The organism is Endozoicomonas sp., assembly GCF_031844845.1.
Taxonomy (GTDB): Bacteria; Pseudomonadota; Gammaproteobacteria; order Pseudomonadales; family Endozoicomonadaceae; genus Endozoicomonas.
In genome coordinates this window covers 1-18,419 of record NZ_JAVRMB020000003.1, presented here as the reverse complement: position 1 = coordinate 18,419, position 18,419 = coordinate 1, and the positions used below count along the sequence as shown (strand labels likewise).

The 18,419-nt window shown below is 46.7% G+C and carries 13 protein-coding genes and 1 pseudogene; 4 read left to right on the top strand and 10 right to left on the bottom strand.

The window, feature by feature from the left end; all coding sequences use genetic code 11:
- The 4 genes and pseudogenes from RM811_RS00105 to pyrE all read right to left on the bottom strand — a co-directional run.
- Positions 1-294, bottom strand: a pseudogene (locus RM811_RS00105) (IS1595 family transposase); the annotation flags it as partial.
- A 311-nt stretch (positions 295-605) separates the two neighbouring features.
- Positions 606-2,693 (bottom strand): hypothetical protein, encoded by a 2,088-nt coding sequence (locus RM811_RS00100; protein ID WP_402519430.1) that lies wholly within the window; start codon positions 2,691-2,693, stop codon positions 606-608.
- A 506-nt stretch (positions 2,694-3,199) separates the two neighbouring features.
- The gene (locus RM811_RS00095; protein WP_402519427.1) at positions 3,200-4,141 is read right to left on the bottom strand and encodes a hypothetical protein; all 942 of its coding nucleotides are present in this window, start codon (positions 4,139-4,141) and stop codon (positions 3,200-3,202) included.
- Positions 4,138-4,779, bottom strand: a complete 642-nt coding sequence (gene pyrE / locus RM811_RS00090) for an orotate phosphoribosyltransferase (RefSeq protein WP_402519424.1) — start codon at positions 4,777-4,779, stop codon at positions 4,138-4,140. Before pyrE ends, RM811_RS00095 begins: the two co-directional genes overlap by 4 nt.
- Positions 4,780-5,246: 467 nt before the next feature.
- Here pyrE and RM811_RS00085 point away from each other — a divergent pair, with 467 nt between their 5' ends.
- A complete protein-coding gene (locus RM811_RS00085) occupies positions 5,247-6,026 on the top strand; it encodes an exodeoxyribonuclease III (protein WP_402519421.1) in 780 nt (259 codons plus the stop codon).
- 9 nt (positions 6,027-6,035) lie between these two features.
- Here the strand turns inward: RM811_RS00085 and RM811_RS00080 are convergent, their stop codons facing one another.
- Together RM811_RS00080 and rph are read right to left on the bottom strand one after the other, a co-directional pair.
- Complete coding sequence (locus RM811_RS00080) at positions 6,036-6,623, bottom strand: AAA family ATPase (protein ID WP_402519417.1); 588 nt, start codon at positions 6,621-6,623, stop codon at positions 6,036-6,038.
- A 111-nt stretch (positions 6,624-6,734) separates the two neighbouring features.
- Positions 6,735-7,451 (bottom strand): ribonuclease PH, encoded by a 717-nt coding sequence (gene rph, locus RM811_RS00075; RefSeq protein WP_402519415.1) that lies wholly within the window; start codon positions 7,449-7,451, stop codon positions 6,735-6,737.
- Between the two features lie 132 nt (positions 7,452-7,583).
- On the opposite strand from rph, the gene RM811_RS00070 reads away from it, so the two are divergent.
- A complete protein-coding gene (locus RM811_RS00070) occupies positions 7,584-8,453 on the top strand; it encodes a YicC/YloC family endoribonuclease (protein ID WP_402519413.1) in 870 nt (289 codons plus the stop codon).
- 1,244 nt (positions 8,454-9,697) lie between these two features.
- Complete coding sequence (locus RM811_RS00065; protein WP_402519410.1) at positions 9,698-10,192, top strand: hypothetical protein; 495 nt, start codon at positions 9,698-9,700, stop codon at positions 10,190-10,192.
- 158 nt (positions 10,193-10,350) lie between these two features.
- Here the strand turns inward: RM811_RS00065 and leuS are convergent, their stop codons facing one another.
- The 3 genes from leuS to RM811_RS00050 all read right to left on the bottom strand — a co-directional run bounded on the left by leuS (position 10,351) and on the right by RM811_RS00050 (position 16,248).
- Positions 10,351-13,026 (bottom strand): leucine--tRNA ligase, encoded by a 2,676-nt coding sequence (leuS, locus tag RM811_RS00060; RefSeq protein ID WP_402519408.1) that lies wholly within the window; start codon positions 13,024-13,026, stop codon positions 10,351-10,353.
- Between the two features lie 493 nt (positions 13,027-13,519).
- Entirely contained in the window at positions 13,520-14,836 is a 1,317-nt protein-coding gene (locus RM811_RS00055) for an anaerobic C4-dicarboxylate transporter family protein (RefSeq protein WP_402519405.1), read from the bottom strand.
- Positions 14,837-15,474: 638 nt separating this feature from the next.
- Complete coding sequence (locus RM811_RS00050; RefSeq protein ID WP_402519403.1) at positions 15,475-16,248, bottom strand: Nif3-like dinuclear metal center hexameric protein; 774 nt, start codon at positions 16,246-16,248, stop codon at positions 15,475-15,477.
- Positions 16,249-16,340: 92 nt separating this feature from the next.
- Here RM811_RS00050 and RM811_RS00045 point away from each other — a divergent pair, with 92 nt between their 5' ends.
- Complete coding sequence (locus RM811_RS00045; RefSeq protein ID WP_402519400.1) at positions 16,341-17,450, top strand: S1C family serine protease; 1,110 nt, start codon at positions 16,341-16,343, stop codon at positions 17,448-17,450.
- A 94-nt stretch (positions 17,451-17,544) separates the two neighbouring features.
- Here the strand turns inward: RM811_RS00045 and RM811_RS00040 are convergent, their stop codons facing one another.
- Complete coding sequence (locus tag RM811_RS00040; protein ID WP_402519398.1) at positions 17,545-17,736, bottom strand: hypothetical protein; 192 nt, start codon at positions 17,734-17,736, stop codon at positions 17,545-17,547.
- Between the last annotated feature and the right edge of the window lie 683 nt (positions 17,737-18,419).

Genomic DNA, 18,419 nt, shown 5'->3' with positions numbered 1-18,419 from the left:
TTCATCTTCTTCTGCAATACCGGATAACTGGCCGTATGAGTCATCTTTTACCAGCGCCATCAAACGGTGACGCAAGTGGAATGCTGTATCCAGCGATATGCCGCACCGCCTGGCGGCAGGTCGCAGTGTCGATTCGCCGTCCATGCACTCAATGTACTGATCCAGCTTATCCCGGACTCGAAGGTGAGAAAGAGAAGTTCCACTCATGGCATTGAATGTTTTATCGCAATCTTTGCAGCAATATCGTTGATGGCCATCCTTAGTCCCCATCGGATGACGTGAGTTGACTGACAACGAACACAAACAGGTTTCTGGTCAAAGTGAAATTTAAGTCGTTCCAGAAGGAGCGACTCACCTTAAATATCGGAGGAGGCAGAGTTGGAGGCTGGGGAAAGTGTTTTATGCAGTACGCTCACTTGCTCCGGAGACGTTAAAGGAAGGGATCGGAGAATATCTTCAAACTGCTGGGACTGCACGGTCTGACACTCCACTTACACGGCAATTAAAGTATACCTAAAACCACCAACACTTAAACTGAACCGGGTTTTAGAATGCGGTTTGAAAAACTCAAGCGACAAGTATTCCTGGATCAGGCTTCCCGAAGCTTATTCAGGAAGATTCAATATATCCTGTAACTGAGCTTTTCTTTCCTCTTTTTTGAATAGGTTCATATTGATCAGCTCTTGTACAAGATTTCGAACCTCTTGTACAGTAGAGGCCGTTCCCACTTTTTTAATCTGCGCGTAAATAACTTCAATTTTATGAAAATCATCAACTGCATGAGTTATCTGAGCTGTATGCCCTTGTATCTGTGATGAGAATTCTTTTATGCCATGGCCTGCTTTTATAGCAAGGCGCTTTGACGATCTTTTAATATCACAAATGTTTTTTTTAAAACTGGACGATTGTTCTTTATGATCCTCAGTTCGATCAGGCTGATCTTTTACTCTGTCTTCATTATCGGTGGCAGTCGTGCCCATGCCTTCTGGTATTGATGGACCTGTTTCGTCTAAATCTAAAGAAGTATTATGAGCGGCAGGTTGAATGGCCAGACGAGATTGCTTGCTTTGGATCAGGGAATTTAGTCTATCTATTACCTTATTCCTATATTCATTCAGTTGTTCAGCGCGATTCTTCAGATGAATTTTCATGTTACGTATATTAGTAAGGTTGCTAAAAAATAGTTTTTTTGCCATGTTAATGCTTTCATTAATATTATGTAATTCATTCAATGATTCGGTTGATAATTTAATTTTTTCATCTTGAGAATTCCAGTCGACTACATATTCGCAAAGATTATCTTTATTTGAGTCGAATGTTGATTTTATCCAGAGATACCACTCACTATTAGTATCCAGCTTAGAAAGAATGCCGTTGATTTTATCCAAAGCAGCTTGAGGGGGATATTCAAGGAATACAGGATTTATAGCTAATTCAGATCTGCCATCTTTATCCTCTGTTATATAAAGGCATGGAGAAAAAGTTTCTACTGCCAGGCAAGATTTAATAAATCGGCCGTTGGCATTTTGATTCACTGCGGCTAAAATAGCAAGATACAGATTACTTGCTAGATTTTTTAGCTTTTTTTCATGCTCTTTTAATTGATTAAGACTTATACGGCCTGCATCATAATATGTTTTTATAGATGGTTCTTCATCTTCAGCTTGCTGAGAAGTAGTCTTTAGCATCATATCACGCAAAATCGAAATAGGTATGGTTCTGATCACATCTTCTGTTACAGACTGAGTCTTTTCCTGAGTGGCAGGAGTCATAAGGTGTTTGATTACAGCTTCTTTTAGTAATCTAATCTGTATTAAATTGGATGTGCTCTGCCCTACTAATTGTAATTGTGAACGTTTTGGTATTTTAAATTTACGATCATGGTCGCATTCTTCAATATTGCACTGATTTTGAAATATTTTCTGTAATTCTGAAGATATAGCCTCTTCGAACATAAACGCATTTAAAGACTTATCAACCGCATTTTTCGCATGAGACATAAGATGAAAGAGTTCTTCTTCATTTAAGAGATTGATTAATGGTTCAAGCTCAATAGTGAATGAAATAAGCAGCTGCATAGAACGCTTAATCTGAGAAATATCAGTTCGTAAAAAGTTAGCGCGAGTGAGAGTATAAACTTTACTCAGGCGGTGTGCAGCTTTAGCCTTGTCAAGGGAGAGTGGTGCCGATGTAGATTGATCAACTTTTAAAAAATCGAATACACCATTAGCTATACTTTCAGCTTCATTTTCATTGATATTTTTCATTTCAATATCGCAATCAAAAAGTTCTTTGTGACATTTCTCTACCAATAAAGTATAGAATTGTTCTTTGAGATGTTTATTATTCGTACGAAAATCAGGAAAACAAGATATGAGTTGATATGCTCGTTTACTATTTAGCCACTTGCAAATATTTTTTCGAAGTGATCTGCTCGAGTTATTTTCTGCATATTGAATAAATTCATCAAGGCTATTGAGCTTCTCAGCTGTAGGCTTGATGTAGTATTTATGTAATGATTTTCTTGGTTTTATAAAGACTGATCGTTCAGGTATGTTACTGTTTATTGAGCCAGCCCGTGTGTATCGGCAAAGTCTTGATGGTGGGAAACAGCCGGTGTGACTTTTATCTTGATTGCCGTGAGTTTCAGTCGGCCTAGTTGGTAGCGATGTATAGGATCCGGAAATTGTCATATGACTCTCGAAAATTATTTAAGTAGTTGATTATTTGTATTTCAGTTATTTTTTATTGTTCATCAAATCAGTTAAAAGTTTCAAATATTGAATTTCAAGGGGTGGATAAGTGTTATTTCCACAAGTTCACCCAGTCAGTGTTGAGGTTAATCTGCCGGCAGCACAATGGATAAAACCAGTTTCTAACCTATTGATCGAAAATATTTATCCATTTTGTAAGGATATTATGGTTTTTTATATCCAGATTAAGTAGGTGATAGTTTGCTATCGAATACTCTGACCACTAATAAAAGAATAAGTTACAATATATTTTATAACCATAGCGATGGTGGTGGATGGCATTCCCGATTTTTCCGGTGATAAATATTGGGAATCAAATAATTGCCCACTTTATCAATAAGCATCGACCATGCTTCTAAGGCTTGGTATTACTGGTGATGATCGGCTCATTGAATAAAACGAACCATTCGATCAGCCAATTTATACGAAAGCAAACTTTTACCTACTTAGGATCGGAATAGGGTTATTGCTTTTCCATCCATAAGAATCTGCAACTCACTGTCCGTCGCTTTTAGAACCTGAATCCGTTTCTCTTCTGATACCCGCTTGCTGGTCTGGTCGCCGATTGGGTCTTTCTGTTGCTTTCGGTCAATCAGCAGAATGATCTGGTTGTTGCTGAGTTGCCAGGAGCCAAAGCTTTTTTCAGAGGCATGGGTTCCCAGTTGCTGGAAGAAAGAATCAAAGGATCCACTGTCGTCAAGATTCCAGTCAATGGCAATATCATCGCGTATACGCCACTGACCAATAAGTTGCTCCCGGGTAACCGCTTCAATATCTTTCAGGTTTTTCTGCTTTAACAGCTTTCTTAATCGCTCGGCGGAAGCCTTATATTGCTTCTCTAACAGTGATTTTTCACGGTTATAATCAGCGGCCCGGTTTTGGTAGGTTTGTTTCTGATCTTTGAGGTTATTCAGTTCTTCATGTAGATATTCCGGCGATTTTTCACCGGCCTTTTTAATCTGCAGACGCTTGTCATCAATATTTTTGGCCATGATGACTTCAAGGTTTTGTATCTCTCTTATTTTTTGATCAAGCTCGCTGAGTTTTCGGTTCATTGCCCCATCAATTTCACTTGGGGTTCCGTACAGAAACAGTAACTCCTGATCCAGCCCTGCCTGACGCTCTTGCTCTGCACGAAGGGACTGCAAGTTTGCCAGCTGGCTTTTCTGGTCGCTGGTCATTACCGGGGGGATGGTTTTAACGACCCGGGCATTTCTGTCGAGTATGCTATAACCCAGGTGAGCAAATTCCCTGGGCATATTGGATGAAATAACCGTGGTGCCTTCGTGGTTTTTGTATTTATAAAGGCTTTGCGCCGCTGCCTCAATGGCAACGGTCGCAGACAGCATTCCTGTCAATAACAGTATGAATGGCTGTTTGAATTTCATACTCCGTAACGGTCTCTGTAGGCTTGTATTTCCGGCGCGTAACGACGGATTTCCGGGTGGTTTTCGGTATATTCCAGCAGGTTGGCCAGAGAAATAATACTTAGAACCGGAATGTTGAAATCACGTTCTGCTTCCTGAATAGCTGAGAGCTCTCCCTGACCCTTTTCCTGACGATCCATGGCAACCACAACGGCTGCAGGTCTGGCATCAGTCTGTTCAATAATGGCCATTACTTCACGAATAGCGGTGCCGGCAGTGATAACGTCATCAATGATCGCAACCCGACCGGTCAGAGGCGCACCGACAATATTGCCGCCTTCGCCATGGTTTTTGGCTTCTTTGCGATTAAAACACCAGGGTACGCTGCGATTGTGTCTTTCGAAAAGTGCGACAGCTGTCGTTGTTGCCAGTGGGATGCCTTTATAGGCTGGCCCGAACAGGATATCAAATTCAAGCCCGGCACTGACCATGGCTTCAGCGTAGAATCGACCCAGCTGACTGATCGCTTCGCCAGTATTAAATAATCCGGCATTAAAAAAGTAAGGCGACGTTCTTCCGGATTTCAGGGTGAACTCACCAAAACGAAGCACTTGTTGCTCAATGGCAAAATCCAGAAATTCTTTTTGATACTGATGCATTGGGAGGGTCCTGTTCGCAATATGCCCGTGAGCGTGAGCCAGATTGCGTATTTTATACCAATTTATCCCTCTGACCAGCAGGCCTTTGTAGTAGAGACCGGATTTATGCGGATAAACATACGGGGGGCGACCCGTTATCATTTGTCAGATACAATTCCGAACTTTCTGTGTTCAACCGTACCATAAGATTCTGGATCATGCCTTATAATAGGGGTGAGGGCTCTTACTAACTCTGTCGTACAGTTGGCGCAGGGTTAATCCCGGTTTAGTAACCGTATCTCTGAAAAGCTTAGACTTTAGCCGTCGTTCATCCTGGCCAACCTTGCCAGGCAGTGCAATTGCTACTCAGGCTGAGATTTGCCTTGGTGGTTTTGCAGATCTTCAGTTTCTGTTTTTTCCGGTTACTGTCTTGCCGAGGTAACAAGCTTAATGCCAGTGCGTATATGCGTTCAGGCAAGGTGTATTCGATGAGAGTTATCAGTTTAAATTGCGAAGGCATTAAAAACGCACGAGAAAAAGGCCTGTTTGACTGGCTCTTGGAGCAGGATGCGGACCTTATTTGTTTGCAGGATACTCGTGAAGACGAGCAGGTTATTGAGGATCAGTATTTCCTTGATGGCTACTTTGGTTACGCTTTCAGTGGTTATAACCGGACTGATCGTGGAGGGGTGGCGATCTATACCCGTCTTGCCCCCAAGGCGATCATCAGTGGTCTTGGTTTCCCTGAGATGGATGAAACCGGTCGATACCTGCAGGCTGACTTTGACAAAATCAGTATTGTCAGTCTCTATGTGCCGGAAGGTGATGATGAAGACAGTCTTAACTTTAAATACCGTTTTCTGGATGGCTATTCCCACCACTTAAGCAAACAGCGTCGTAAGCGTCGTGAGTTTATTATGTGTGGAACCTGGAATATCGCCCATCGGAAAATTGATGTGGCTAACTGGCGTGATGCCCAGGAAGTTTCCGGTTTCAATCAGGCTGAACGAGGCTGGATGGAAGGTTTACTGGGTGATATGGGCTTCTTTGATGCTTATCGCGAGGTAGACCGGGAAGCGGGCAAGTACAGTTGGTGGAAAGATGAGTCTTTGCGTAATGACAATATGGGCATGCGCGTCGACTATCAGATCGTCACTCCGGGAATGCGTCATCGCGTTCTGAATGGTGGTATTTACAAGGGGCAGGTGTTTTCATCCCATGCGCCGGTGATTATTGATTTTGACTGGGAGCTGGGAAACCCGTCCTGAATTAATAGCTTATTGTCTGGGGAGTGAATTGATCATGTTGATACACTCCTCCGTTCTTTCATCTATCCCCGTGCTGTTTACCATCAGTACTTTGCTTTCGGATATATCAAGGTCCGTGTTATTACACAGTACCCACTGATCAATATCTTTTTGGAAAATGGCATCGTCACTGCGAATACCATCGTTCTCAAGGGTGATTTTTCCCATTGGCAGATAACAGAAAGCATCAATTTTATGGCTTATGGTTTTGGCCAGCCTGAGCATATAAGGGCTAATGGGCGTGTCGCGCACTTTCAGCCAATAGCGGTGATAGGCGAGTAGTGATGGTGGGCCTGTATCAATAATGCCATGGCCTTTAATGCTTTCCAGCCACTCAGACATAGCGCCAAAAGCAGCCCCGGTCATTGCTGCTGAGGATATCTGGCTGATGGCCTGATTCTCAAGTATTGCTTCCCGTGGTGTTCTATAGCTCAGCTGTTGTGCGGTTTTTCGGTAATAGTCGTCGAAAACTGACCATTCGCTCCCCAGCTTTGTGATCAGGGAATTGCAGAGTGTTGTCTTGCCGGTTCCGTGAGAACCAATCATTGCGATAATCATACTGCCTGCCTATTAAGAAAAGAGCCCGGCATACAGCCATGAGCTATATAACCGGGTTCTATTAAAAATAGATCAATTAGAAGGTGAGGCAGTGGTGAGGTATTAAAAGTGTCATTCAGCTAACGCTTTTTTCTGCAATTCAATGATTTCTTCGATTCCGGAACGGGCCAGAGCCATCATCGCCATCATCTCATTCTGACTGAATGGCGCCGCTTCTGCGGTACCCTGAACTTCGATAAAACCACCGGCATCGGTCATGACGACGTTCATATCGGTTTCAGCGCTGGAATCTTCCGGATAATCAAGGTCCAGAATCGGGCTGCCTTTATAAATACCCACAGAAATGGCGGCAATCATGTGCAGGAATGGGTCAGATTTGACCATTTTCTTTTCCTGCATATACCGCACTGCATCGACCAGGGCTACACAGGCACCGGTAATTGATGCAGTGCGGGTACCGCCATCGGCCTGAATAACGTCGCAGTCAATATTTATGGTATTCTCACCCAGCTTTTTCATGTCGACAGCCGCTCGCAGGGCACGGCCAATAAGACGTTGGATTTCAAGGGTTCTGCCACCCTGTTTGCCTCTGGAGGCTTCGCGTCCCATGCGCTCGGTGGTTGAGCGGGGTAGCATGCCGTACTCAGCGGTAATCCAGCCCTGGCCCGTGCCTTTCAGAAACCGGGGTACACCCCGTTCAACTGAAGCGGTACAAATGACTTTGGTATCGCCAAATTCAACCAGCACAGAGCCTTCTGCGTGTTTGGTATAGTGACGAGTGATTTTTACATCACGGAGCTGGTCTGCCGTTCTTCCGCTTGGGCGCATGGAGATTACCTTGAACTGTTTGAAAAAGCTTAAGCGCTACAAAATTCGCGGAATTATAACTGTTTTGTAGATAAACTTCTGAAATAATGAGCTTTATATAGCTCACCGACCCATCGAGTAAAAGAGTATTTCATGACTTCCAGCATGACGGCATTCGCCCGCGTTCAGATACAGGAGGATTGGGGAAGCCTGGTATGGGAAATTCGATCCGTTAACCATCGTTATCTTGAACCACTTTTTCGTCTACCTGACCAGGCCCGGGAGATTGAGCCTGCGTTGAGAGAAATCATCCGTAAACAGCTGAAAAGAGGCAAGGTTGAATGTAGCCTTAAATATCACCTGGTTGAGAAAGAGCAGGCGCTGGATCTCAATCGCGCCCTGTTGGAACAGCTGCGGTCAGCCGTTCATGAGATTGAGGCTCAGTTTTCACAGGTGGCTCCGGTAAATCCTCTTGAAATCCTGCAGTGGCCGGGGGTTCAGGCAAGTGAAAAAACCGAGATGACGGTGGTTCATCAGGCCGCCATAAAAGGGTTTCATGACGCCATTATTCAGCTGATTGAGATGAGGCAGCGAGAAGGTCGGGAGCTTCAGACCTTCATTGAGGCACGACTGGAGAAGATGGGTGAAGAGATCAAACAGTTGCGTATTCTGTTGCCAGAGATTCTCCGTAACCAACGGGCGAAAATTCTTGATCGACTCTCTGAAGCAAAACAGGAGTTGAACCCGGAGAGGCTGGAGCAGGAAATGGTGATTCTGGCCCAGAAAATGGATGTTGATGAAGAGCTGGATCGTCTGGAAACCCATATCTCTGAGGTACGCAGAACCCTGAAGTCATCTAAGGAGGGGGCTATGGGGCGTCGTTTAGACTTTTTGATGCAGGAGCTGAACCGAGAGGCAAATACCCTGTCATCCAAGTCCATTCATGCCGGTCTGACTCAGACAGCAGTCAACTTTAAGGTCTTTATTGAACAGATGAGAGAGCAGATCCAGAATATCGAGTAAATATTTGATACGTTCGTACATATTATAAGCCACTGAATAAAGTGGCTTTTTTTTGAATTTTTGTTTTTGGTTATTCGCCAATATTAGAGGTTATCTGAAAAAATGGTGACAGTTGGGGGGCAGGCTCGTCGGAATGGAGAGCTATAAGTGGTGACAGATTTACAACACTGACCTACCTTGTTTTGTGCATTACATTGATTGAATCCAGCCTAACCTCAAGTAAGTGCACAATAGAACCAATAATAATAGTAAGGTGATGTAAGTGAAGGATTCAGAAGTAAAAAAACTGGTTAGAGAAACTTAAAGAAGGTGAAGACCCAAAGGTTGCTAAGGGATTGTCCTTTAATAAATTCCACATTTGGGGAAACAGTCATTATTACCGACCAACTCCGCTGTCATCCTGTACAGGGATTGTACAGGATCCATCCACAGGGAGGTGACTGTCGATGGTTGGCTTTTATGCCTTTAGGCCCTCGGGTCCTCGGGTAATCCCTGTCAGATGGATTGTGTACAATCCCTGTACACAATGACAGCGGAGAACGCAGCCGGAATTGTTTATAGTACTACGCCCCAGGCCCCTCAATTTACTGGCAAATGGGTAATTTATTTAGGGACAATTCCTAAGTAAAATGCGGATCTTATTTCGGGACAATTCCTTAGTAGAATTTCGCGTCCTTTTGTCTGGGCGACATTGATTGCCCGACTTCGTTCTTTATAGTTGCCATGGTTAGAACCGAATAAAAAAAAATAAAAAGGACACCCATAAATTTATCAGGAAATAAAAAGGACACCCATAAATTTATCAATACAATAAATAGGGGTGTTTTTATCAAGGCGGTAAAGCAAAGTGGGGATGGACATCTATATCTTGAAGAAATTAATATATATAACAGGTGGTTATCCAGATTCACGTTTGAGGATCTGGCTCATAAATTTACCTGATTACCACTGAGGCTACGCTTGCTTTCAGCCAAGTGCTTGTGAATTGGTAAGGGCTACATGTTAAATGTCCGTATGACCAGTTTAATAAAATAGCCCTATTTCGGAGAAATCTTGGACCTGCTATTAATGAGACTATTGTTTATCATTGCTGAGCAGCGCTAATACCAGGCCCTTCAACGATTCCGGTATCGCTGGATAATGACGTAGGATTAGTGGTAATCAGGAAAAATTTTGAGGACAGGGATTGTATCTTTCTTCCGGTTCTTAATCGAGCAGCATTGCTGGTAATGGGATGGTCGTTTATGGGAAGTATGGGAATTGCAGCCGTCGTTTTAGAGTACCTGAAAGTACTGGTCTGGCCGCTGGTGGCGGTTATCTGTTTTTTTATTATCCGGGCAGAGCTGTTTCGACTGCTGACGAAGTTGTCAGAACTGGATGTGCGCATCCTGGGTTTTCGACTCAGGATGCGCACGGCGGCCAGAATTGCCGGGAAAACCATCAGACCTGCTGGCCTTGCTGATGCAGTCCAGCCGGAACAACAGGACCGGATGGCGGAGGTGATCTGGTCTTTATCCGATCAGGATTTGCTGTTTATCCACGAGCTGGTAAAAAGGCCATGGCAGGATAGTTATTACGCGACAGGCAGGGAAGAAACCTGGCGCTATAACGGCCTGTGCAATGAACAGCTGTTTGTCCGGCTGGTGGAGGGCCACTATCAGCCTACTGAACTGGGCAGGAGGTTGTTCGATTATCTTCAGGATGCTATCGCTTGTAACCTGCAGGGTAAAACCCGGTAACGAGCTGTCCCGAAATAACTTCCTCTTTCACCACAGTACCCACGGGGCCTAAAGGCATAACAGGCACGGAGGACACAGAAAAAAGACTTTCTTTCTTCCTCCGTGTCCTCTGTGTCTCTGTGGTGAGCAAAACAGGGAAGTTGTTAACGGACAACTCCTTAATTAGCGACAATATTCACCAGCTTTCCGGGAATTACAATCACTTTGCGAACCGTCAGGCCGTCCGTGAACTTACTGACATTGTCATGTTCCAGCGCCAGCTTCTCTATGGAATCCTTATCCAGACCTGCAGGGACTTCCAGTTTGGCACGTACCTTTCCGTTGACCTGTACTACCAGAGTAATGGCATCTTTCTTCAGGGCTTCTTCATCGGCCACTGGCCATGGGGCATCCAATACCAATTCAGAGTGACCCAGTGACTGCCAGATACTGTGCATGGCATGAGGTGCAATGGGTGCCAGCATCAGGGTCGTTGCTTCAATGGCTTCACGTATCACTGCACGATCCTGATCGCTGCTTACCTGGAACTTATTAATGGTGTTAGTGAGTTCCATGATCGCAGCAATCGCCGTATTGAAGGTCAGGCGACGCTCACAGTCATCGGAAACCTTGCTGATGGTTTCATGAACTTTCCGACGAAGGTCTTTCTGTTCTTTCGTCAGACTCTTCAGGTCGAGAGTCAGGTCGAGAGTCAGGTCGAGAGTCAGATTCTTTAACCGATCAGGGGCAGCCACATCACAACTGGTAATATGCTCTGCGGCCTGCTTCCAGAAACGGCGCAAGAAACGGTTGGCACCTTCTACAGCACTCTCAGACCACTCCAGGGTTTGCTCCGGTGGCGCAGCAAACATGGTGTACAGACGAATGGTATCTGCACCGTACTGGTTGATCAGGTCTTGAGGATCGATACCGTTGTTCTTGGACTTGGACATCTTGCTTATGCCCGCGTGCTCAACGGTTTCTCCTGTCTCTTTCAGTGTCGCTCTGGTCAGACGACCTTTGTCGTCAAACTCAGAGTCAACGTCGGTGGGTGCAATCCACTGTTTAACGCCTTTCTCATCCAGTTTGAAATAGGTGTCAGCCAGCACCATGCCCTGACAAAGCAGGCGTTTGTAGGGTTCGTCGCTCTCCACAAGGCCCGCATCGCGAAGCAGCTTATGATAGAAACGGGAGTAGAGGAGGTGCATTACCGCATGCTCAATACCACCAATATACTGATCCACAGGCAGCCAGTAGTTGGCTTGCTCAGGGTTAAGCATCTGGTCATCAGAGTTGGGTGAGCAGTAGCGGGCATAGTACCAGCTGGATTCCATGAAGGTATCAAAGGTATCGGTTTCACGGGTGGCGGGTTGGCCATTGTGAATCGTCTTTGCCCATTCAGGATCCGCTTTGATGGGGGACTGAATGCCATCCATCTTAACGTCTTCTGGCAGCAGTACCGGCAAGTCTTCCAGAGGGACAGGAACTTCTGTTCCATCTTCCAGATAGCGCATGGGGATTGGCGTGCCCCAGTAACGCTGACGGCTGACACCCCAGTCACGAAGACGGTAGTTCACCTGCCGCTCACCTTTGCCCTCAGCAATCAGGCGATCAGCGATGGCATTGAAAGCGTCCTCTGAGGACAGGCCATCAAACTCACCAGAGTTAACCAGCTTACCCTTCTCAGTGAAGGCTGCTGTGGTGATGTCAATTGCTTCGCCATTGGCCGGTTCAATAACCTGCTCGATGGGCAGTCCAAAACGGGTGGCAAACTCATAATCCCGCTGGTCGTGACCAGGGACCGCCATAACGGCGCCAGTACCGTAATCCATCAGTACAAAGTTGGCAGCCCAGACAGGCACCTCGCGACCCGTAATCGGATGGATGGCTCGAATACCGGTATCGACGCCCACCTTTTCCATGGTGGCCATTTCTGCTTCAGTGACGGCATTGGATTTGCAGTCCTGAATAAAGGTGGCCAGGGCTGGATTAGTAGCCGCAGCCGCTTTTGCCAATGGATGCTCTGAGGCAATAGCCACGCAGGTAACACCCATCAGAGTATCCGGGCGAGTGGTGTAAACCTTGAATTCTTCCGGTGCGTTTTCTTTGGCTGCGGCGCTTCCCGCCGCGGCGCCAAGAGGATTGGCAATCTTGAAAGTCATCTGGAGACCTTCAGAGCGGCCAATCCAGTTACGCTGCATGGCCTTAACCTGCTCAGGCCAGTGCTCCAGTTTATCCAGGTCGGCCAGAAGCTCATCGGCGTAGGCTGTGATCTTAACAAACCACTGGGGCAGTTCTTTGCGTTCTACAACCGTATCACAGCGCCAGCAGCGACCATCGTCGACCTGTTCGTTGGCCAGAACGGTAGCATCATTGGGACACCAGTTAACGGTGCCCATCTTTTTGTAAACCAGCCCTTTTTCATAGAGCTGAGTGAAGAACCACTGTTCCCACTTGTAATAGTCAGGTTTGCAGGTAGCCAGCTCACGATTCCAGTCATAACCAAAGCCCAGACGCTTAAGCTGGCCCCTCATGTAGTCAATGTTTTCGTAAGTCCAGGGCGCTGGCGCGGTTTTGTTTTTGATCGCCGCATTTTCAGCGGGCAGACCAAAAGCATCCCAGCCCATGGGCTGCAGGACATTCTTGCCCCGCATGCGCTGGTAGCGTGAAATCACATCACCAATGGTGTAGTTACGAACGTGCCCCATGTGCAGTCGGCCGCTGGGGTAGGGGAACATGGAGAGGCAGTAATACTTCTCTTTACTCTTGTCTTCGGTGACAGCAAAGCTGTCATTCTCTTCCCAGAACTTCTGGGCTTCGCTCTCAATATGATGCGGTTGGTAATGCTCTTCCATTATCGCTCAACGGGCTAAATGTAAAAGGGGCGTTTTGACTCACTTTTATGAGTAAACGAATCGACAGGTCAATGAAACTTATAACCTGTCAGGATACATCACTGCCTGTTTTACTGCACTTATCCATTCTATTTATCTGGGGTATTCCTCTCTCTGGGTGAAATTAAAAGTGTTCCCTGATCGCTGTCATCCTGTACAGGGATTGTACAGGATCCATCCAAAGGGAGGTGACTGCCGATGGTTGACTATCCCTGCCAGATGGATTGTGTACAATCCCTGTACACAATGACAGCGGTGAACTCAGCCGGAATTGTTTATAGTACTACGCCCCAGGTCCCTCAATTTACTGGCAAATGGGTAATTTATTTAGGGACAATTCCTAAGCCGATCTCCGGGTTAACTATCGGCTAACCAGTAGATCGGTTCTATCTTTAAGCCATCCGGCATAAAGCTATCTATTTAAAAATAATACAACTGAGACGACGTCTAATCATCACAGCAAAATATTACCGAACACAAAACCGGCAATCACTGAGAACACAATCGACATCAGACCCGGCAGCATAAAGCTGTGGTTAAAGACATACTTACCGATGCGGGTAGTGCCGGTGCTGTCAAAGTCGATAGAGGCAATGATCGGGCCGTAGTTTGGCACAAAGAAGTAACCGTTTACGGCAGGGAACATCGCGACCAGTGAAGCCGCTGGCAAGCCCAGGGCAACACCCAGAGGCATCAGGGTAGAAGTGGTCGCTCCCTGACTGTTCACCATCACGGACAGCACAAACAGGGCAATGGCAAATGCCCATGGCGCAGACTGTACCAGATCGGAAATACCGCCTTTCAGCAGGACATCGTGGGCACCAAAGAAGCTGTCACCCAGCCAGGCGATACCAAAAATGGCAATGATGGCGCGCATACCGGCAGTGAATACATCACCACGGCTCGCTTCAACCACATCCGCCTTGCCCAGCCAGACAATCAGGGCCGACACCGACAGCATGATAATTTCAATGGTGTGCGCCATTGGCATGGCAGAGCCGTTGAACTGAGGACGCAGGGCAGGAAACGCCCCCATGATGACCACCATAACCGCACCCAGCAAGAACAGCAGCACAGAAATTTTTGCGCCCGGCTTCAGTTCAGCAATAGAAACGGTACTGGTTTCTTCCATTTTGCGACGGAATTCAGGGTCTTCCATACGACGCTGGAAGTCTGGATCGTCTTTCAGCTCTTTACCCAGTTTGTTGGTCACCAGTGCAGCCAGGAACAAACCGACCATGGTCGCAGGAATGGTCGTTCCCAGAATCTGCCCCAGGGTAATGTCATACTTGGTGGAAAGAATGGTCAGCATGGCAACCGTTGCAGCGGCAATCGGGCTCGCAACAATACCCACTTGAGAAGCAATAACCGCCATAGACAGTGGACGTTCAGGACGAACACCTGTGCGACGTGCCACTTCAGCAATAACCGGCAGTACAGAATAGGCAACGTGCCCGGTACCGGCAAACATGGTGAAGAAATAGGTCACGGCAGGCCCAATAAAGGTAATACGCTTTGGATTCTTTCTGAGGATTCGCTCAGCCACCTGAACCAGATAGTCCATACCACCGGCAGCCTGCATACAGGCTGCGGCAGAAACTACCGCCAGAATCATCAACATAACGTCAATGGGTGGAGAGGTGGGTTGAATTCCAAAAAGAAATGAAAGAATGGCCAGACCAACACCACCCATCAAACCGAGGCCTATCCCACCGATACGTGCACCGATAAGAATGCACCCAATAACAACGGCCAACTGCAGCCAGATCATAATTACCCCCAAACAGCTTAAAACGCTGTTTAAAACCACAAGACAAAACCGCCCCGCCGCTATGAGGAATCCGTAATAGCAGTGAAGCAGGAAAAAAGTGGGGCAAGTGTACGGCAGTTATTTTGTATACAAATTGACCTGTAGCAATAATTTACACTGTATTTAGATAATCAAAAATTGACCGTTTCTGCATTAATCAAAGAACAACACTCCGAATGATTTTCTAACAACATGACACAATTATTATAATGCGGCTCGTTCCCACGCTCGGCGTGGGAATGCATACGGAGCTGGCCGTATGAGGGAAATCTCTCTTTGCCCGGGTTTCCGGGAGTTTTATGCGGGTTGTTTCATTTGTGGCGGGTCCGGTATGCATTCCCACGGGGGACCGTGGGAACGAGTTCGGAGGCTTTTGCGACAACCTCGCTCTGCGTGGGAATGCATACGGGATCAGCTGTACGCCGCAAGACTTTCTGGTAGTCCGTAGTCTGAATCGTCGCAATGCGTGAGAACGAAGCTCAGCCTCACTCTATCTGGGTGTGCCGGAGTTTTACTCTGATTATTTCGTTTGTGGTGGGTGCGGTATGCATTCCCACGCAGAGCATGGGAACGAGGGTTTCGGGGGGGCGTAACGAATCCTAAACCGGAGAGTCAATATCCACAAATTCATGGTCGATCCCGGTTTCATCATGCAGCCAGCGAGCCAGTGCCTGAACACCATAACGCTCAGTAGCATGATGACCGGCACTGATATAATGAATGCCATTTTCCCGGGCAAAATGCACCGTGGACTCTGAGATTTCACCACTGACAAAAGCATCAACACCCAGGCTCAGCGCCTTATCAATCATGCTTTGGGCCGCACCTGTACACCAGGCAATGGTTTTAACCGGATGATCACCGCCGGAAATCACCAGAGGCTCGCGCCCCAGCTTATTGGTAATATCCTGACGTAAATCACTCAGGGACATTTCCCGTCCTGTGGTCCCCCAGTTTCCTACCGGCAATTTGGCTCCGGGCTCCATTCCCCCTACCGTATCCCATCCCATCAACCGTGCCAGCTCTGCGTTATTGCCAAACACCGGGTGGGCATCCAGAGGTAAATGGTAAGCCACCAGACTGATATTATTAGCCAACAATGCTTCAATACGTCGGCGCTTGATGCCGGTAATCACCGCTTCTTCGCCACGCCAGAAATAACCGTGATGTACCAGAATCGCATCGGCCTGAAGCTCAATGGCACGATCTATCAATGCCTGACAGGCCGTCACGCCGGTTACTATTTTTTTTATGGCGACATCCGGAGCCACAGAAGCATCAACCTGCAGGCCATTGGGGCAGTAATCTTTAAACAGCCCTGGCTGTAACTCCTGATCCAGCAATGCCACCATTTCTTTTAATGTCAGGGCCATTGGTTCTCTCCATCCAAACATAGCTGTATATTAATCATCATATTTTATTGATGTCATTATAATCATATAACCGCAATCCCCATGGGCTACGAATGAAAAAACTGCTTAAGTCGGTTGGCTTACCCATTATCATTGGTCTTTTGGCTGCATTAACCATTCTGTTAATCAAGCCAGAGTTTGGTGGTATTTCTGAGAAATCCCGAAACCGTCTTATTGAACAATCAGCCAGACTATTCAATCTGACCGACCAGGCTTCCTACAGCGATGCCGTAAAAAAAGCAGCACCGGCGGTGGTCAGTATTTCCACAAACACCCAGTCACAGCGTGGTGACAGCAATCTTCCACTACCCCAGAGAACCAGCGCCCGCAATACGCCCGAAGGCTCTGGCGTTATCGTCGATCCTGAGGGTTATATCCTGACCAACCATCATGTTATTCAGGATGCAGCTCGACTGATGATCACCCTGCGTGATGGCCGGGAAGTCGAAGCCAGTGTGATTGGAACCGACCCGGAAAGTGATCTTGCCGTTCTGAAAGTTGACTTAAAAAACCTGCCTTACCTGGACCTGGTCGATTCCAGCAGCGCAGAAATTGGCGATGTTGTGCTGGCCATTGGTAACCCTTTCGGGCTTGGGCAAACCGTGACCATGGGCATTATCAGCGCCACCGGTCGAAATGATCTGCAATTGAATACTTACGAAGACTTTATTCAAACCGATGCGGCGATCAATATTGGTAACTCAGGCGGTGCACTGGTCAACGCTTACGGTGATCTCATAGGGATCAGTACGCTGCTGTTTTCCCGGGGCGGGGGTAGTGAAGGTGTTGGCTTTGTTATTCCCTCCAACATGGCCCGTTTTGTGATGGACTCGGTCATTAAATACGGACGAGTGATTCGGGGTTGGCTGGGTATTGAGTCTCAGCCGCTCAGCTCCTCACTGGCACAAGCCTATGACGTAAATACCAAAATTGGCATTCTTATTTCCGGCGTCTATGAAGGTGGCCCTGCAGACACAGCAGGCCTGAGACGGGGCGATATTCTCACCGGCATTAATGGCCAGAGCACCCGGGATGGTCGTAAGGTGATGAACATGGTGGCACGGATTCCGCCGGGACAGCGGATGACCATGCAGGTTCTGAGAGATGGCAAGGAAATCGAGTTAACTGCACAGGCCACAACACGACCCAAGATTGTGAATTAACGTCAACCTCAGCCCCCCTTGTTCCCCGGAATACCGTGGGAACAAGGGAAATGGCCATACCTGTAATATTTTCTGGAATAAAAAAAACGGATTTTTATTTTAAACAGTCAAATCGTTTAGCAGCAACATTCCCCAACAGGGACTGGACTTTTTCTTTGCATTTCTCAATGCATTCAGATTCTGACATTGCATCAACTCTTTCGGCACATTTAGGGCCAAAAATTTCAAACATCAGCTCTTTACACTTTGCTTTTTTCGTTGGAGCTTCAAGATCAAGATCAATCATAATAGACCTGCATTATTTTATGACAGCAAGTTCCAGATAATCGAATTTGTTAGAACCTACAACCCATCTTATCTAATACAGCAAATCGATCCCCAATAGATATTGTAACAAATGGGTTCATTGCCACGAGGTAAGCCGGCCAATAACTTCATGTACAAACAGGCTTTCTATTTTTAACAGCCGTCATTTCTAAACGCAGGTCAACATCTACACCACCAAACAGCAAAAAGTGGTTTCTTCGTCGGAAAAACAAACCGTTCATCAACACTTTATCGCGATGGGTGTGTTGTGGCCCATTGATTCAGGTCATTCGATAGTAATTTGACATTATTTTGACCTCGGACCTCGTTCCCACGCTCTGCGTGGGAACCTTATCCATCATTAAGCAACTTACCACCTGATAGATATGCATTCCCACGCAGAGCGTGGGAACGAGGCCAACGCAAGGTATGAACTCCCACAGGGGAACGAGAGGAAAACTTCCATTAAAACCTGCGGTCTGGGCGTCCCTGGAACACTATGCCAAAAATGGCCAGCTAACCGCTAGATTATGCAAGGTTCCCCGTTCAGGGGAGCCGACACACAAACCATCCACCACGACCAGGCTCTCCGACAGCATCTCGCCCCATCATCCCGTCCATCTCGTTCCCATGCTCTGCGTGGGAATGCAGAGCTATCCACAG